The organism is Sphingomonas sp. (assembly GCF_035758555.1).
Classification (GTDB): Bacteria; Pseudomonadota; Alphaproteobacteria; order Sphingomonadales; family Sphingomonadaceae; genus Sphingomonas_B.
The window spans coordinates 1-14,081 of sequence record NZ_DASTXI010000016.1 but is presented as its reverse complement, the minus strand read 5'-3'; the positions used below and the strand labels follow the sequence as shown (position 1 = coordinate 14,081).

Annotated in this window: 17 protein-coding genes; 14 read left to right on the top strand and 3 right to left on the bottom strand. The window is 67.6% G+C overall.

Features of this window, described 5'->3' with window-relative positions; all coding sequences use genetic code 11:
- From VFT73_RS00890 to VFT73_RS00870, 5 genes are all read left to right on the top strand, one after another.
- Positions 1-826, top strand: an 826-nt coding sequence (locus VFT73_RS00890; protein WP_326408225.1) for a hypothetical protein, incomplete at its 5' end; no start/stop codon positions are given.
- A 46-nt stretch (positions 827-872) separates the two neighbouring features.
- The gene (locus tag VFT73_RS00885) at positions 873-1,343 is read left to right on the top strand and encodes a GFA family protein (RefSeq protein WP_326408224.1); all 471 of its coding nucleotides are present in this window, start codon (positions 873-875) and stop codon (positions 1,341-1,343) included.
- Positions 1,343-1,657, top strand: a complete 315-nt coding sequence (locus tag VFT73_RS00880) for an antibiotic biosynthesis monooxygenase family protein (RefSeq protein WP_326408222.1) — start codon at positions 1,343-1,345, stop codon at positions 1,655-1,657. Before VFT73_RS00885 ends, VFT73_RS00880 begins: the two co-directional genes overlap by 1 nt.
- Positions 1,658-1,881: 224 nt before the next feature.
- The gene (locus tag VFT73_RS00875) at positions 1,882-2,739 is read left to right on the top strand and encodes an alpha/beta hydrolase (protein ID WP_326408221.1); all 858 of its coding nucleotides are present in this window, start codon (positions 1,882-1,884) and stop codon (positions 2,737-2,739) included.
- Positions 2,740-2,749: 10 nt separating this feature from the next.
- Positions 2,750-3,124 carry a hypothetical protein gene (locus VFT73_RS00870; RefSeq protein ID WP_326408220.1) on the top strand — a complete coding sequence of 125 codons (375 nt, stop codon included), beginning with the start codon at positions 2,750-2,752 and terminating at the stop codon, positions 3,122-3,124.
- 37 nt (positions 3,125-3,161) lie between these two features.
- Here VFT73_RS00870 and VFT73_RS00865 read toward each other — a convergent pair whose 3' ends face one another.
- Together VFT73_RS00865 and VFT73_RS00860 are read right to left on the bottom strand one after the other, a co-directional pair.
- The gene (locus VFT73_RS00865; RefSeq protein WP_326408219.1) at positions 3,162-4,124 is read right to left on the bottom strand and encodes a patatin-like phospholipase family protein; all 963 of its coding nucleotides are present in this window, start codon (positions 4,122-4,124) and stop codon (positions 3,162-3,164) included.
- Positions 4,125-4,136: 12 nt separating this feature from the next.
- Positions 4,137-4,469, bottom strand: a complete 333-nt coding sequence (locus VFT73_RS00860) for an ArsR/SmtB family transcription factor (protein ID WP_326408218.1) — start codon at positions 4,467-4,469, stop codon at positions 4,137-4,139.
- Positions 4,470-4,518: 49 nt separating this feature from the next.
- Between VFT73_RS00860 and VFT73_RS00855 the strand changes: the two genes are divergently transcribed.
- Entirely contained in the window at positions 4,519-4,971 is a 453-nt protein-coding gene (locus VFT73_RS00855; protein ID WP_326408217.1) for an SRPBCC family protein, read from the top strand.
- 139 nt (positions 4,972-5,110) lie between these two features.
- Here the strand turns inward: VFT73_RS00855 and VFT73_RS00850 are convergent, their stop codons facing one another.
- Positions 5,111-6,400, bottom strand: coding sequence for a homoserine dehydrogenase (locus VFT73_RS00850; protein WP_326408216.1), 1,290 nt, complete (start codon positions 6,398-6,400; stop codon positions 5,111-5,113).
- Positions 6,401-6,510: 110 nt separating this feature from the next.
- Here VFT73_RS00850 and VFT73_RS00845 point away from each other — a divergent pair, with 110 nt between their 5' ends.
- The 8 genes from VFT73_RS00845 to VFT73_RS00810 form a co-directional block, all read left to right on the top strand.
- Entirely contained in the window at positions 6,511-7,311 is an 801-nt protein-coding gene (locus VFT73_RS00845) for a nucleotidyltransferase family protein (protein WP_326408215.1), read from the top strand.
- A gap of 105 nt (positions 7,312-7,416) precedes the next feature.
- Positions 7,417-8,058, top strand: a complete 642-nt coding sequence (locus VFT73_RS00840) for a histidine phosphatase family protein (RefSeq protein ID WP_326408214.1) — start codon at positions 7,417-7,419, stop codon at positions 8,056-8,058.
- Complete coding sequence (locus VFT73_RS00835; RefSeq protein WP_326408213.1) at positions 8,055-8,522, top strand: hypothetical protein; 468 nt, start codon at positions 8,055-8,057, stop codon at positions 8,520-8,522. Before VFT73_RS00840 ends, VFT73_RS00835 begins: the two co-directional genes overlap by 4 nt.
- 115 nt (positions 8,523-8,637) lie before the next feature.
- Positions 8,638-9,834 (top strand): 23S rRNA (adenine(2503)-C(2))-methyltransferase RlmN, encoded by a 1,197-nt coding sequence (gene rlmN / locus VFT73_RS00830; RefSeq protein ID WP_326408212.1) that lies wholly within the window; start codon positions 8,638-8,640, stop codon positions 9,832-9,834.
- 198 nt (positions 9,835-10,032) lie between these two features.
- A complete protein-coding gene (mdh, locus tag VFT73_RS00825) occupies positions 10,033-10,998 on the top strand; it encodes a malate dehydrogenase (protein WP_326408211.1) in 966 nt (321 codons plus the stop codon).
- A gap of 129 nt (positions 10,999-11,127) precedes the next feature.
- Positions 11,128-11,418 carry a GIY-YIG nuclease family protein gene (locus tag VFT73_RS00820; RefSeq protein WP_326408226.1) on the top strand — a complete coding sequence of 97 codons (291 nt, stop codon included), beginning with the start codon at positions 11,128-11,130 and terminating at the stop codon, positions 11,416-11,418.
- Between the two features lie 52 nt (positions 11,419-11,470).
- Positions 11,471-12,355, top strand: coding sequence for a succinate--CoA ligase subunit alpha (gene sucD / locus VFT73_RS00815; protein ID WP_326408210.1), 885 nt, complete (start codon positions 11,471-11,473; stop codon positions 12,353-12,355).
- Positions 12,356-12,464: 109 nt separating this feature from the next.
- On the top strand, positions 12,465-14,081 hold a 1,617-nt coding region (locus VFT73_RS00810; RefSeq protein ID WP_326408209.1), incomplete at its 3' end, for a thiamine pyrophosphate-dependent enzyme.

The window sequence follows — 14,081 nt, the reverse complement described above, 5'->3', positions numbered from 1 at the left end:
GACCGATGCCGAGCGCGAGCTGGAGATCCGGCAGAAATTCGACAAGCCGGTGCTGATGACCGCCGCCGGCGCGCAGGTGAATGCGGGCGTGCACGGCGCCGGCGACGTCATCGCGACCCTGCCGGTCAGCCACGGCTATATGGGCGTGCTGACTGCCGACACGACGATCCGCACCATCCTGTCGAGCCGTTCGGTGCCGGCGGGCACGGTCGTCTATGGCGTGCCGATGTCGTCGCGGATCACCGTGACGCGGAACGGCATCCCGATGGGGCCGTGGGAGACGCCGAAGCCGACCGTCGACAATTTCAACCTCGTCTGGTGCCTGCCGGTCGAGGATGAGGGGCGGTGGAGCGCCACCTGCCTGCCGATCGGCGGCGCGGGCTACACGATCCTGAAGGGCCAGCAGCCGGCCTTCCACGTGTCCGGCCTCAGCTATGCCGCCGATACCAGCACCAATGACGGCCAGCCGCCGGTCAGGGAACAGGCGGGCAGTTTCGGCAAGCCGCTGGTCCTGCGGCTGCGCCTGAAATCGGTGAACGCCGGCCAGATCGCCGTTACTCAGGAAACGGTATTCGGCGACGTCGTGGTCTCGACCCGCGACTGGTTCGTCCCGCGTCTGCCCGGCAAGCCGAGCGGGCTGGTGATCGGCGGCGGCGTCATCGGCCTTTCCCCGGCGTCAGGCGCGAGCGACCGGATCGAGGTCGCCGCGGTCAAGTCGATCGAGGCAGGGGAGGACGCGACCCGGGTCGATTCCGGGCTGCTCCGCGAAAACCTCGCCGCGCCGGCAGAGGAGATCGGCGGGGAAGCGGCGACGCCTCAGGGATAGACGGCTTCGCCCGGATCTGCTGAACAAGTCGCTCGAGGAGGCAAGCATGACAGGCTCCCTTGAAGGCGGCTGTGCGTGCGGGCAGGTGCGGTATCGGCTGACGTCGGCGCCGATGTTCGTGCATTGCTGCCACTGCACCAGCTGCCAGACCGAGACGGGCAGCGCGTTCGTGATCAACGCGCTGATCGAATCCGACCGGGTCGAGACAATCGCGGGCGCGGCCGAGCCGGTGATGACGCCGTCGGAAAGCGGCCGCGGGCAGCAGATCTGGCGCTGCCCGACCTGCCATGTCGCGCTGTGGAGCAATTATGGCGGCGCGACCGACGTGCTGCGCTTCGTCCGCGTCGGCACGCTCGACGAGCCGGCGGCGCTTCCGCCCGATATCCACATCTACACCCGCTCGAAGCTCCCCTGGGTCACGCTTACCGAAGGCGTGCCGGCGGTCGAAGCCTATTACGACAGTTCGAAGCTGTGGCCGGCCGAAAGCCGGGCGCGGCGCAAGGCGCTGTTCGGCTGATGTTCGTCGCGGTCTACTGGTGGCGGGTGCATCCCGGCAAGGAAGAGCAATTCCGCGCGGCCTGGCGCCGGGGGACCGAGCTGATCACGGCGAAATACGGAAGCCTCGGCTCGCGGCTGCACCGGGACCGGGACGGCCGCTTTATCGGCGTCGCCGAATGGCCGGACGAAGCGACCTGGCGCGCCGCGTTCGACGCCAAGATGGTCTATGACGATCCGGCAACCCGCGCCGCTTTCGTCGACGCGATCGCCGAGGCGCCGCGCGAGCCGCTGCTGCTGATGGACGTGACCGACGATCTCTACACCCACCGGTAAAAGGCGCCCGCGGCGGACACGGGCGCCTTTCCCCCTGTGAGCCGCGGATCGCGCGGAAGGTCGTCGCAGACCCGGCGGCACGATTCCTCATGTAAAGGCAATCGCCACCTCCGGATTGGAAGAATACGCCACGCGCTCGGAAAGAGGCGCTTTGTTTCAAAATCATACAGAAACGCGCACCCGACCGGCCTAGGAACCGCGCCGCGCTCATGCGAAGGAGCGCCATGCCCTTTGCCCTGCATCGCGCGATGCCCGCGCTCGGCCTGCTGCTCGGCGCCTGTTCGCCCATCACGATGTTCGACGGGCTGGTGCCGAAGGACGGCGGCGCGCGGCAGGTTGCGAAAGGCCTCCCTTATGGCGAGGGGCCGCGGCAGCGGCTGGACGTCTATGCGCCGGCCGGCGTGGCGGACGCGCCGCGGCCGGTGATCGTATTCTTCTACGGCGGCTCGTGGAATTCGGGATCGCGCGGCGGCTATGGGTTCGTCGGCCGGGCGCTGGCGGCGCGCGGCTTCGTGACCGTGATCCCCGATTACCGGCTGGTGCCGGAAGTCGTCTATCCCGGCTTCGTGCTCGACGGCGCGAGCGCTGTGCGGTGGGTGCGCGCGCACGCGAAGGATTATGGCGGCGACGGCGACCGGATCGTGCTCGCCGGCCATTCGGCGGGCGCCTATATCGCGGCGATGCTGGCGGTCGACGATCGCTGGCTGGGCGACGACCGCAAGGCCGTGCGCGGCTTCGCGGGGCTCGCCGGTCCTTACGATTTCGCTCCGTTCACCGTCGGCGCCAGCATCCAGGCGTTCGGCGACTGGCGCGCGCCGGCCGAGACCCAGCCGGTCACCTGGGCCGGCGCCGGCGACCCGCCCGCGCTGTTGCTGGCCGGCGCCGAGGACCGCATCGTCCGCCCGAGCAACGGCGACAGGCTGGCGGCGAAGCTCCGCGCCGGCGGCGTGCCGGTCGAGGTCAAACGCTATCCCGGCATCGGCCATATCGGCATCCTGACTGCGATCGCGAAGCCGTTCCGCGGCAAGGCGCCCGTGGTCGATGACGTCGCGGCATTTGCGGAGCGGGTGACGCAGGAGTAGGCAGGGGGCAATGCAGGGGAACGCGATGGTGGCGAAACTGGCAGTGCTGATTGCGTTGGCATTGGCGGCACCCGCTGCGGCCGGCGACAGGATGGACGCCTATCTCGACCTGACCAGCGCCGAGCCGCATTGCCGCCAGCCGGCGGGCGAGGAGATCATGGTCTGCGGCCGCCGCGACGCGGACCGCTACCGCGTGCCGTTCCTGACCGCGATACCCGGCGACCCGAAAACGCGCGGCGTGCCCGAGGAACGCGCCCTGCTGATCGCCCAGCGGAGCCCGTGCGACAGCAAGGGGCCGTTCCTGGTCGGCTGCGGCGCGGTCGGGATCACGGTCAGCACGAAGATCGGCGGCGGCAAGATGGAATATCGGCCGCTCGCGCCCTAGGCGACGCAAGCCCCGCGCTCGCTCGGCGGCAAAGCCGTCAGCTCAGCAACGGCTCCAGCGCGTCCCATTCGCGGTCGACCGCGGCACGGCCGGCTGCGATCGCGGCGCGGATCCTGGCGGGGTCGAACTCCAGCGTGTCCGACACTTCATGGTCGGGCTCGATCACGCGGATCGGGGCAAAGCGGTAGCGGGCGAGCTGCAGGTCGAGCGGGCGCAGGATGCGCGAGGCCTGGGCGCCGCTGATCCCTTCCGCCTGCAGCACGCGGAGCTGGGCTTCGCGCGCGGAGATCAGGTCGTTGATGAGGGCGGCGTTGGACGTGTCGTTGATCGATACTTCGGACTGCAGGATGTCGACCGCGCGCAGGCCGATCTTGATCAGGTTCGGGAAGGTGCGGACCGGCCCCGGCTGCGGCTTTGGCCCTGCGCGCACCACGATCACGCCGCGCGGGTTGAACTCGAGCGCGGAGTCCAGCGGCGTCACGTTTCGCACGCCACCGTCGACCCATTGCTCCTTCGTACCGTCCGTCGCTTTGGTCAGCAGCGGGTCGAAGAAGAGCGGCATCGCGCAACTGGCATAGACCCAGTCGGCGATGCCCGGCACGCTTTCGTCGATGGTGCGAAACTGGCCGGTGCCGAGATTGACGACGCCTAGCAGCAATTTGCGGCCGCTCGCCTGCAGCCTGGCGTCGTCGGCAAAGCCCCTGATCAGCCTGCGGAGCGGCTTGGTATCGTAGATCGAATCCTCGCCCAGCAGGCCGCCGACCACGCCCAGCGGGCGCTCCGTATAGATGTCCTTGTTGCCGCGGATGCCGAGCCAGCGTTGTACCAGCCCCGGCACATCGTCCTGCGCGACGCCCAGCGCCTGGATCGACCCCGTCGAGACGCCGGCGACGATGTCGAAACGGACCCCGCGCTGCACGACCAATTCGTCGAGCACGCCGACCTGGAATGCGCCCTTGGCGCCGCCCCCGCTGAGCACGATCGCGAGTCCCCCGGCCATGGCCCGATCATATCACGATCGGACGCGCTCCACATCCTCCTTCAGCCGCGTCAGCAGCGCCGCCGCGCGCTCCGCATGAGGCCCGATCCAGCGTTCGTGGATCTGCTGGATGGGGACGGCATTCAGGTGGTTCCAGCGTTCGCGGCCGCGCTTGACCGGCACGACCAGCTCGGCCTCTTCCAGCACGCGGATATGCTGCATCACCGTGCAGCGGTCGAGCTCCGGGAAGTGCGTGCAGAGCGTGCCCGTGGTGAGCGGCTGGTCCTTGAGATCGTCGAGGATCTGGCGGCGCACCGGCGAGGCAAGCGCCTTGAAGATGCGGTCGAAACGGTCGCTAATTGACATGTTATGAAAACATAACATATAGGCTGCCGCCGGCCAAGGGAGTCGAGAGATGGACCTTCAATTCCGCGTGTTCGCGCATATTTCGAAGCCGGTGGCGGAGGTATTCGAAGCCGTCGCCGATCCGGACCAGCTGTCGCATTATTTCACCACCGGCGGCGCCAGGGGCCGGCTGGAGACGGGCGCCACAGTCACGTGGGACTTCCACGATTTTCCGGGCGCTTTTCCGGTGCAGGTGATCGAGGTAGTGCCGAACGAGCGGATCGTCCTCGAGTGGAAAGCGAACGACGATTCAGGCGCGCCCTACAACACCCGCGTGACGATGAGCTTCGAGGCGACGGACGACGGCCGCACGCTGGTCGCGATCGAGGAAGGCGGCTGGCGCGAAACCGATGCGGGGCTGAAGTCCGCGTTCGGAAACTGCATGGGCTGGTCGCAGATGCTGTGCGCGCTGAAGGTCTGGGTGGAGCACGGCCTGAACCTGCGCGAGGGGATGTATCGGTAAGCGCCTCGCGGTCCGATCGAACCACATCGCTCGTCCCGAGCGGAGCGCGAAGCGCGAAGTCGAGGGGCGTTGGCACAGAGCTCGGCTCAGCGCCCCTCGACTTCGCTCGGGACGAGCGGGCATTGGAAAGCAAATCACCCTAATCCAGAATGTGCATCAGCATTGGCTTGCCGCGAATGCTGGGCGAGCCTTCCAGACGCTCCAGCGCCTGGGTCACGCAGCGTTCCGGGCAGTCGTGGGTGACGATCGCGACCAGCACGCTGCCGTCGGGCATCGCGCCGCGCTGGATCAGGCTCTCGATCGACACGTTCGAATCGCGCATCGCGGCCGCGATCTCGGCCAGCACGCCCACCTTGTCCTCGACCGTGAACCGCAGATAGGCGCGGCTGCGGCCTTCGCCCGGATCGGCGGCCGGCCGGTCGGCAAGCGCCGCGACCGGCATCGCGAAGGCAGGGCCGTATTCGCCGCGCGCGATGTCGATCAGGTCGGCGACGACCGCGCTGGCGGTCGGCCCGTCGCCCGCGCCACGCCCTTCGAACAGCAGCCGGCCGACGAAATTGCCCTCGGCCACCACCGCGTTGAGCGAGCCGGAGACGTGTGCGAGCGGGTGGGCGACCGGCACCAGATGCGGATGCACGCGCTGGAACAGCCCGTCCGGCCGGGTCTCGGCATAGCCCAGCAGCCGCACCTTGAAACCCAACGCCGCCGCTTCGGCGATGTCGGCGGCGAGCACATGGCGGATGCCGGTCACCGCGACCGAATCGAAGTCGATCCGCGTGCCGAACGCCAGACTGGCGAGGATCGAGAGCTTGTGGGCGGCATCGATCCCGTCGATGTCGAAGCTCGGATCGGCCTCGGCAAAGCCCAGCGCCTGCGCCTCCGCCAGCACTTCGGCGAAGTCGCGTCCCTCGGCCTCCATGGTGGAGAGGATGTAGTTACAGGTGCCGTTGAGGATGCCGTAGACATGCGCCAGCTCGTTGGCGGCAGCGCCTTCGCGCAGGCCCTTGATCACCGGGATGCCGCCCGCGACCGCCGCTTCGTACTTCAGCGCGACGCCTTTCGCTTCGGCACCTTCGGCAAGCTCCAGCCCGTGATGCGCGATCATCGCCTTGTTCGCGGTAACGAAGGCGCGGCCGGCGGCGATGCTGCTGCGCGCCAGCGCCAGCGCCGGTCCGTCGCTGCCGCCGATCAGTTCGACGACCACGTCGACGCCGTCCAGCGTCGCCAGCGAGGCGGTATCGTCGACCCAGCGGAAGCGCGACAGGTCGACGCCGCGGTCCTTGCTCCGGTCGCGGGCGGAGACGGCGACGATCTCGATCGGCCGTCCGGCGCGGCGCGCGATCAGCTCGGCATTGGCCTCCAGCAGCCGGATCACGCCGCCGCCCACGGTGCCGAGCCCGGCGAGTGCGATTTTCAGAGGTTGAGACACTTGAACTCCGTCATTCCGGCGAAAGCCGGAATCCACCTAACCTTGCCGCTGCAACTGCGAAAGAAGAAGGTGGATTCCGGCTTTCGCCGGAATGACGTAGGGGAGCATGCATGAATGCATCGCCGACCATCCTGATCCTCGCCGGCAAGCGCGACGGCAAGCTCGACCCTCTGGCCGAAACGGCGGGCGTCAGCCACAAGGCCGTGGTGCCGATCCGCGGCAAGCCGCTGATCGTGTGGGTGCTGGAGGCCGCCGAAGCGGCGTGGCCCGATGCACCGATCCTGGTCTCGATCCACGATCCCGCTGTGCTGGCGGACCTTCCGATAGTGGAGAAATTGAAAGCGGCGGGGCGGCTAAGCTTCCCGCCCGCGCAGCACGGCATCGTCGAGAGCTTGGAAGCCGCCGCGGCGGAGGGCGAGCCGTTCCCGCTGCTGATCACCACCGGCGACAATGTGCTCGTCACGCCCGAGGCGCTCAGGCGACTGCACGACGAGGCGATGGCGGACGATGCCGGTGCCGCGCTGTCGCTTGCCACGCGCGAGCAGATCCTGGCCGCCCACCCGGAAGGGCAGCGCCGCTTTTACGAGTTCAAGGACAAGGCGATCAGCAACTGCAACGCCTATTGGCTGCGCGACCGGCAGGCGCTGAAGGCGGCGGAGAGCTTCCGCGGCGGCGGCCAGTTCATCAAGACGCCGGGCGCGATCCTGAAGGCGTTCGGCCTGTGGAACCTGATCGGCTTCCGCCGCAAATGGTGGACGCTCGACAAGGCGATGCGCAACCTGTCGCGTCGCTTCGGCGTCAGGATCGTGCCGGTCTTCGTCACCGACGGCGCGCTCGCGGTCGATGTCGACAATGAGCGGACGTACAAGATCGCGGAAACGCTGCTCGAAAGCCGCAAGCCCAATGGGTGAGCAGTCCCCAAACCCGCTCGTCCCGAGCGTAGTCGAGGGGCGCACCTCGGCCGTTGTGTCACTGCCCCTCGACTTCGCTCGGGACGGGCGAGAGGGTCGGCATCGGTGAACGGGCTCAAAGGCCGCTTCTTCATCGCCCGCCACGGGGAGACCGTGTTCAACGCCGCCGGGCGGATGCAGGGCGACCAGATGGACACGCCGCTCACCCGTGCCGGCTTCGCTCAGGCGGACGCGATGGGAGCGGGACTGGCCGCCTTTCTGGGCGACGGGCCCGCGCCGCATCACCTCTGGGCCTCGCCTTATGGTCGCGCGCTGCAGACGCTGGCGATCGTCTGCGAGCATGTCGGCGAGGACTGGCACCGCGCCCGGCGCGACGCACGGCTGGCCGAGATCAATGTCGGCGCATGGGGCGGCCGCTCCTATGGCGAGATCATCGCCGAGCAGGGCGAGATCGTCGACCGCTCCTGCGGCCTGTTCTCGGTCCGCCCTCCGCAAGGCGAATGGTATGACGAGATCGCCGCGCGGCTGACCTCGTGGCTCGACGAGCATGGCAGCGACGAGGGCGACAAGCTGATCATCATGCACGGCATGTCCAGCCGCGTGCTGCGCGGGCTGATGACCGGCCTGGACGCCGACCGGCGCTGGAGCGCCCCGGTCGCCCCCGGCCTCCCGCAGGGAAGCATGGTGGTGATCGAAGACCGCGTGGAGCGCGTGGTCCATCTCGGCGCTGGAAAGGCGCCGTCGTGAGGCGCATTGCCGTCGCTCTGATGCTGATGAGCACCCCCGCCGCCGCGCGCGATAATCTTGGCATGTTCGAGAGCTGGGGGGCGTTCCGCGACGCGAGCCCCCCGCGCTGCTTCGCGATCGCGGAGCCGGTCCGCGCGACGCCGAAGGATGCGCCGTGGCGGCCCTTCGCCAGCGTCGCCGTCTGGCCGGCGCTGCACCAGCGCAACCAGGTCCATATCCGCCTCCGCCACGCCCGTCCGCAGGGCAGCCGCGTGACGTTGACGATCGGCCGCAAGCGCTTCCCGCTGATCGCCGGCGGCGCCGACGCCTGGTCGCCCGATGCCCGAACCGACGCCGCGATCGTCGCCGCGATGCGGAGCGCGGACCGGATGACGGTCTCCGCCGCCGGCACCAGCGACACCTACCGACTCCGCGGCGCCGCCACCGCGATCGACGCGGCCACTCTCGGCTGCGCCCGGCGCTGACGAGGAGAATCCGTTCGTTTCGAGCGAAGTCGAGAAACGCTTCTCGAAACGCCCGAAGCGAACGAGGCGGCTGATCCCTCGCAAAATCGCCGCATTCCCACTACATGGGCGCGCCATGACCCCGACGATGCAGATTCCCGGCCATATCGATCCCGTGCCCGTGCCGCGCGCGGCGCCTGCGCGTGCCGATGGGCGCCTCGACCTGGTCGGCCTGTCGAAGGCGGAAATCCGCGGCGCGCTGGCCGAGGCTGGCCTCGACGAGCGGCAGGCGAAGCTGCGCGCGAAGCAGCTGTGGCACTGGATCTACAATCGCGGCGTCACCGATTTCGCGCTGATGACCGACATCGCCAAGGCGCAGCAGCCCTGGCTGGCGGAGCGGTTCGTGATCGGCCGGCCGGAAGTCGTGGAGGCGCAGGTCTCGACCGACGGCACGCGCAAATGGCTGCTGCGGTCGGACGACGGCCAGGATTACGAGATGGTGTTCATCCCGGATGCGGACCGGGGTACCTTGTGCGTCTCGTCGCAGGTCGGTTGCACCCTCAATTGTCGCTTCTGCCACACCGGCACGATGCGGCTGGTGCGCAACCTGACGGCCGGCGAGATCGTCGGCCAGGTGATGCTGGCGCGTGACGGCCTTGGCGAATGGCCGAGCCAGCCGGACGGGCGCCTGCTCACCAACATCGTGATGATGGGCATGGGCGAGCCGCTCTATAATTTCGAAGCCGTGCGCGACGCCCTCAGGATCGTGATGGACGGCGACGGGCTCGCACTGTCCAAGCGCCGCATTACCCTCTCGACCTCGGGCGTCGTGCCGAAAATGGCGCAGGCGGGCGAGGAGATCGGCGTCAATCTCGCCGTCTCGCTGCACGCGGTGACCAAGGAAATCCGCGACGAGATCGTGCCCCTGAACCGCAAATACGGCATCGACGAGCTGCTCCAGGCCTGCGCCGACTATCCCGGCGCCAACAATGCCCGTCGCATCACGTTCGAATATGTGATGCTGAAGGACAAGAACGACAGCGACGAGGACGCGCGCGAGCTCGTCCGCCTGATCCGCAAGTACAAGCTGCCGGCAAAGGTGAACCTGATCCCGTTCAACCCCTGGCCAGGCGCGCCCTATGAATGCTCGGACCCGGAGCGGATCAGGGCCTTCTCGAACATCGTCTTCGAAGCCGGCATCTCCGCCCCCGTCCGCACCCCCCGCGGCCGCGACATCATGGCCGCGTGCGGCCAGCTAAAGTCGGCGGCGGAGAAGAAGAGCCGGGCGGAGCTGGATCGGTTGGCGGAAGAGAAATTGGCGGCGCTGGGGTAGGACCTAGCCGTGCTCCTGCGGAAGCAGGAGCCCAGCGGGGCAAGCTCCGCGCGCGAGACGTGGGCTCCTGCTTTCGCAGGAGCACTGCTGTCTCCTCTTGCAACTCATTCGCATTTGCAAAGATAATCCCGACGCTTAAGGTTGAACCCTTAACCGTATCGGCTTAAGCGGCCCGGACTCATCTTCCGGGAGGACCGCATGGCTCGGCACAAGATCGCTCTTATCGGCGCTGGCAATATCGGGGGCACGCTCGCGCATCTGGCGCTGACGCGGGACCTTGGCGACGTGGTGCTGTTCGACGTCGTCGAGGGAGTGCCGGAGGGCAAGGCGCTCGACCTCAACCAGTGCGGCCCGATCGAGGCGAAAGACGGCAACCTCAAGGGCGCCAACGATTACGCAGACATTGCGGGCGCCGACGTCTGCATCGTCACCGCCGGCGTCGCCCGCAAGCCGGGCATGAGCCGCGATGACCTCTTGGGCATCAACCTGAAGGTCATGAAGGCCGTGGGCGAGGGCATCAAGGCGCACGCGCCGAACGCGTTCGTGATCTGCATCACCAACCCGCTCGACGCGATGGTCTGGGCGCTGCGCGAATTCTCCGGCCTCCCGCACCACATGGTCGTCGGCATGGCCGGCGTGCTGGACTCTGCGCGCTTCCGCCATTTCCTTGCCGAGGAATTCGGCGTGTCGAAGCAGGACGTGACCGCATTCGTGCTCGGCGGGCATGGCGACACGATGGTGCCGGTGATCGAATATTCAACCGTCGCCGGCATCCCGATCCCGGCGCTGATCAAGATGGGGTGGTCGACCCAGGAGCGGATCGACGCGATCGTCGACCGCACCCGCAAGGGCGGCGGCGAGATCGTCGCGCTCTTGAAGACCGGCTCCGCCTATTACGCGCCCGCGACCAGCGGCATCGAAATGGCCGAGGCATATCTGAAGGACAAGAAGCGGCTGCTCCCCTGCGCCGCTTACCTCGACGGCCAGTACGGCCAGAAGGGCCTCTACGTCGGCGTGCCGGTGATCCTGGGCGCCGGCGGCGTCGAGAAGGTCGTCGAGATCGAGCTGAACGACAAGGCCAAGGCGAACTTCCAGACTTCCGTTGATGCGGTCAGGGAACTGATGACGGCGTGTGCGAGCATCGACGGCAGTTTGAAAGAGTAAAGACGGCTGCGCCGGCGCGGTCGGTCGGGCTGAACACCGGCCTTCGCCGGTGTGACGACAAAATCTCCGTCACCCCGGCGAAGGCCGGGGCCCAGACGGGGCGGATGTTTGGAGATTGAGGGCGCAAGTTTGGAGAAGGAAGGCTTTGTTTACATCATGGCGAGCGCCCGGAACGGCACGCTCTACATTGGTGTCACGAGCGACCTGATCCAGCGAGTTTGGCAGCACCGGGAAGGCATCGCGGACGGTTTCACGAAGAAATATGGATGCAAGACACTCGTTTGGTACCAGCAGTTCGGCGACATCGAACAGGCGATCAAACGTGAAAAGCAGATGAAGGAATGGAAGCGGCTCTGGAAGCTGCGCGTGATCGAAGAGATGAATCCGGGGTGGGACGATCTGTTCGAGTCTTTGTTTTAGGTTCTGGGCCCCGGCCTTCGCCGGGGTGACGGTCAGAGGGTCCGACGTAACTATGAGCATTCTCGTCAACGCGAATACCAAGGTGATTACCCAGGGCTTCACGGGCGCCCAGGGGACGTTCCATTCGGAGCAGGCGATCGCCTATGGCACCAAGGTCGTCGGCGGCGTCACGCCAGGGAAGGGCGGGCAGACCCATATCGGCCTGCCGGTGTTCGACACGGTCGCCGAAGCGGTCGCGAAGACGGGCGCCGATGCGTCGGTGATCTACGTGCCGCCGGCGTTCGCGGCGGACTCGATCCTGGAGGCGATCGACGCCGAGGTGCCGCTGATCGTCTGCATCACCGAGGGCATTCCGGTGCTCGACATGGTGAAGGTGAAGCGGGCGCTTTCCGGCTCCAAGTCGCGGCTGATCGGGCCGAACTGCCCGGGCGTGCTGACGCCGAACGAGTGCAAGATCGGCATCATGCCGGGCAACATCTTCAAGAAGGGCTCGGTCGGCGTCGTCTCGCGCTCCGGCACGCTGACTTATGAGGCGGTGTTCCAGACCACGAATGCGGGCCTCGGCCAGACCACCGCGGTCGGCATCGGCGGCGATCCGGTCAACGGGACGAACTTCATCGACGTGCTTGAGCTGTTCCTGGCCGACGACGAGACCAAATCGATCATCATGATCGGCGAGATCGGCGGCGATGCGGAGGAGCAGGCGGCGCAGTTCCTGATCGACGAGGCGAAGAAGGGCCGCAAGAAACCGACCGTCGGCTTCATCGCCGGCCGCACTGCGCCTCCCGGGCGCCGCATGGGCCATGCCGGCGCGATCGTCTCGGGCGGCAAGGGCGGCGCCGAGGACAAGATCGCGGCAATGGAAGCCGCCGGCATCCGCGTGTCCCCGAGCCCGGCGGAACTGGGCGAGACGCTGATGGCTTTGTTGAAGGGCTGAGCGGACACAGGAGCCGTCCCCCAGTCCGTTCGTGTCGAGCGAAGTCGAGACACGCGCCGGGGCTGCTCCCAACGTCTCTCGACTTCGCTCGAGACGAACGGTGAGTGTGATGGGAATTCAAAACCTGAGCTTCGACCAGCTGGAGGGCGTGTCGCCTTCGTTCGTCGAGGCGCTGTATCGCAACTATGCAGCCGACCCGAACTCGGTCGAGCCGAGCTGGCGCGACTTCTTTGCGGGTCTTGAAGGCAGCAGCGAGGGGCCGAGCTGGAAGCGCGCGAACTGGCCGCTCCCCGACACCGACGCGCTGACCGCCGCGCTCGATCCGACCCAGAGCGCGATTCCGCCCAAGCCTGACAGGAAGGCGGTCGCCGCGCCCGCCGCCGCGCCGGACACGGACGCGATCGCCAAGGCCGCCGGCGACTCGATCCGCGCGATGATGCTGATCCGCACCTACCGGGTGCGCGGACATCTGGCGGCGCAGCTCGACCCGCTGGGCCGCACCAAGTGCGAGCTGCCGGCCGACCTGACGCCCGAATATCACGGCTTTTCCGGCGCCGACCTCGACCGGCCGGTCTATCTCGGCGGCACGCTCGGCCTGCAGACCGCGACCGTGCGCGAGATCGTCGAGATCCTGCGCCGCAATTATTGCGGGCCCGTCGGCCTGGAATACATGCACATCGCCGACACCGAGGAGCGGCGGTTCCTGCAGGAGCGGTTCGAAGGCCGCGACAAGGCGATCGAGTTCACGCCCGAGGGCAAGACCGCGATCCTGTCGGCGGTGATCCGCGGCGAGCAGTTCGAGAAATTCCTCGGCCGCAAATATGTCGGCACCAAGCGCTTCGGGCTCGATGGCGGCGAGGCGATGATCCCGGCGCTGGAAGCCGTGATCAAGTACGGCGGCGCGATGGGCGTGCGCGAGATCGTCTACGGCATGGCCCACCGCGGCCGGCTGAACGTGCTCGCGAACGTGATGGCGAAGCCGTTCCGCGTGATCTTCCACGAATTCTCCGGCGGCTCGGCGAACCCGGAGGATGTCGGCGGCTCGGGCGACGTCAAATATCACCTCGGCACCTCCACCGACCGCGAGTTCGACGGGATCAGCGTCCATATGTCGCTGGTGCCGAACCCCTCCCACCTGGAGGCGGTCGACCCGGTCGTGCTCGGCAAGGTCCGCGCGACCCAGGCGATGCGCGACAATCTGGACAGGCACGATCAGGTGCTGCCGGTGCTGATCCACGGCGACGCGGCGTTCGCGGGGCAGGGCATCGTCTGGGAATGCCTCGGCTTCTCGGGCGTGCCGGGCTACAACACCGGCGGCTGCGTTCATTTCATCATCAACAACCAGATCGGCTTCACGACCAGCCCGCAATTCGCGCGCTCCTCGCCTTATCCGTCGGACGTGGCGAAGGGGGTGCAGGCGCCGATCTTCCATGTGAACGGCGACGATCCGGAGGCGGTCACCTACGCCTGTAAGGTCGCGATAGAGTTCCGCCAGCGCTTCGGCCGCGACATCGTCATCGACATGTGGTGCTACCGGCGTTTCGGTCACAATGAAGGCGACGAGCCGAGCTTCACCCAGCCGCTGATGTACGCGGCGATCAAGGGGCACCCGCCGGTCAGCGGCGTCTATGGCGCGCGGCTGAAGGCCGAAGGCGTGATCGACGACGCGTTCGCCGACCAGAATGCCCAGGGCTTCACCGCGCATCTGGAGGAGGAATTCGAGGCT

What these genes read in the sequence shown, in the direction of transcription:
- sucD (WP_326408210.1), top strand. Translation starts at nt 11,471, where the DNA reads ATGAGCATTCTCGTCAACGCGAATACCAAGGTGATTACCCAGGGCTTC.
- VFT73_RS00880 (WP_326408222.1), top strand. Translation starts at nt 1,343, where the DNA reads ATGTTCGTCGCGGTCTACTGGTGGCGGGTGCATCCCGGCAAGGAAGAG.
- VFT73_RS00870 (WP_326408220.1), top strand. Translation starts at nt 2,750, where the DNA reads ATGCAGGGGAACGCGATGGTGGCGAAACTGGCAGTGCTGATTGCGTTG.
- VFT73_RS00855 (WP_326408217.1), top strand. Translation starts at nt 4,519, where the DNA reads ATGGACCTTCAATTCCGCGTGTTCGCGCATATTTCGAAGCCGGTGGCG.
- VFT73_RS00860 (WP_326408218.1), bottom strand. Translation starts at nt 4,469, where the DNA reads ATGTCAATTAGCGACCGTTTCGACCGCATCTTCAAGGCGCTTGCCTCG.
- mdh (WP_326408211.1), top strand. Translation starts at nt 10,033, where the DNA reads ATGGCTCGGCACAAGATCGCTCTTATCGGCGCTGGCAATATCGGGGGC.
- rlmN (WP_326408212.1), top strand. Translation starts at nt 8,638, where the DNA reads ATGACCCCGACGATGCAGATTCCCGGCCATATCGATCCCGTGCCCGTG.
- VFT73_RS00885 (WP_326408224.1), top strand. Translation starts at nt 873, where the DNA reads ATGACAGGCTCCCTTGAAGGCGGCTGTGCGTGCGGGCAGGTGCGGTAT.
- VFT73_RS00875 (WP_326408221.1), top strand. Translation starts at nt 1,882, where the DNA reads ATGCCCTTTGCCCTGCATCGCGCGATGCCCGCGCTCGGCCTGCTGCTC.
- VFT73_RS00845 (WP_326408215.1), top strand. Translation starts at nt 6,511, where the DNA reads ATGAATGCATCGCCGACCATCCTGATCCTCGCCGGCAAGCGCGACGGC.
- VFT73_RS00865 (WP_326408219.1), bottom strand. Translation starts at nt 4,124, where the DNA reads ATGGCCGGGGGACTCGCGATCGTGCTCAGCGGGGGCGGCGCCAAGGGC.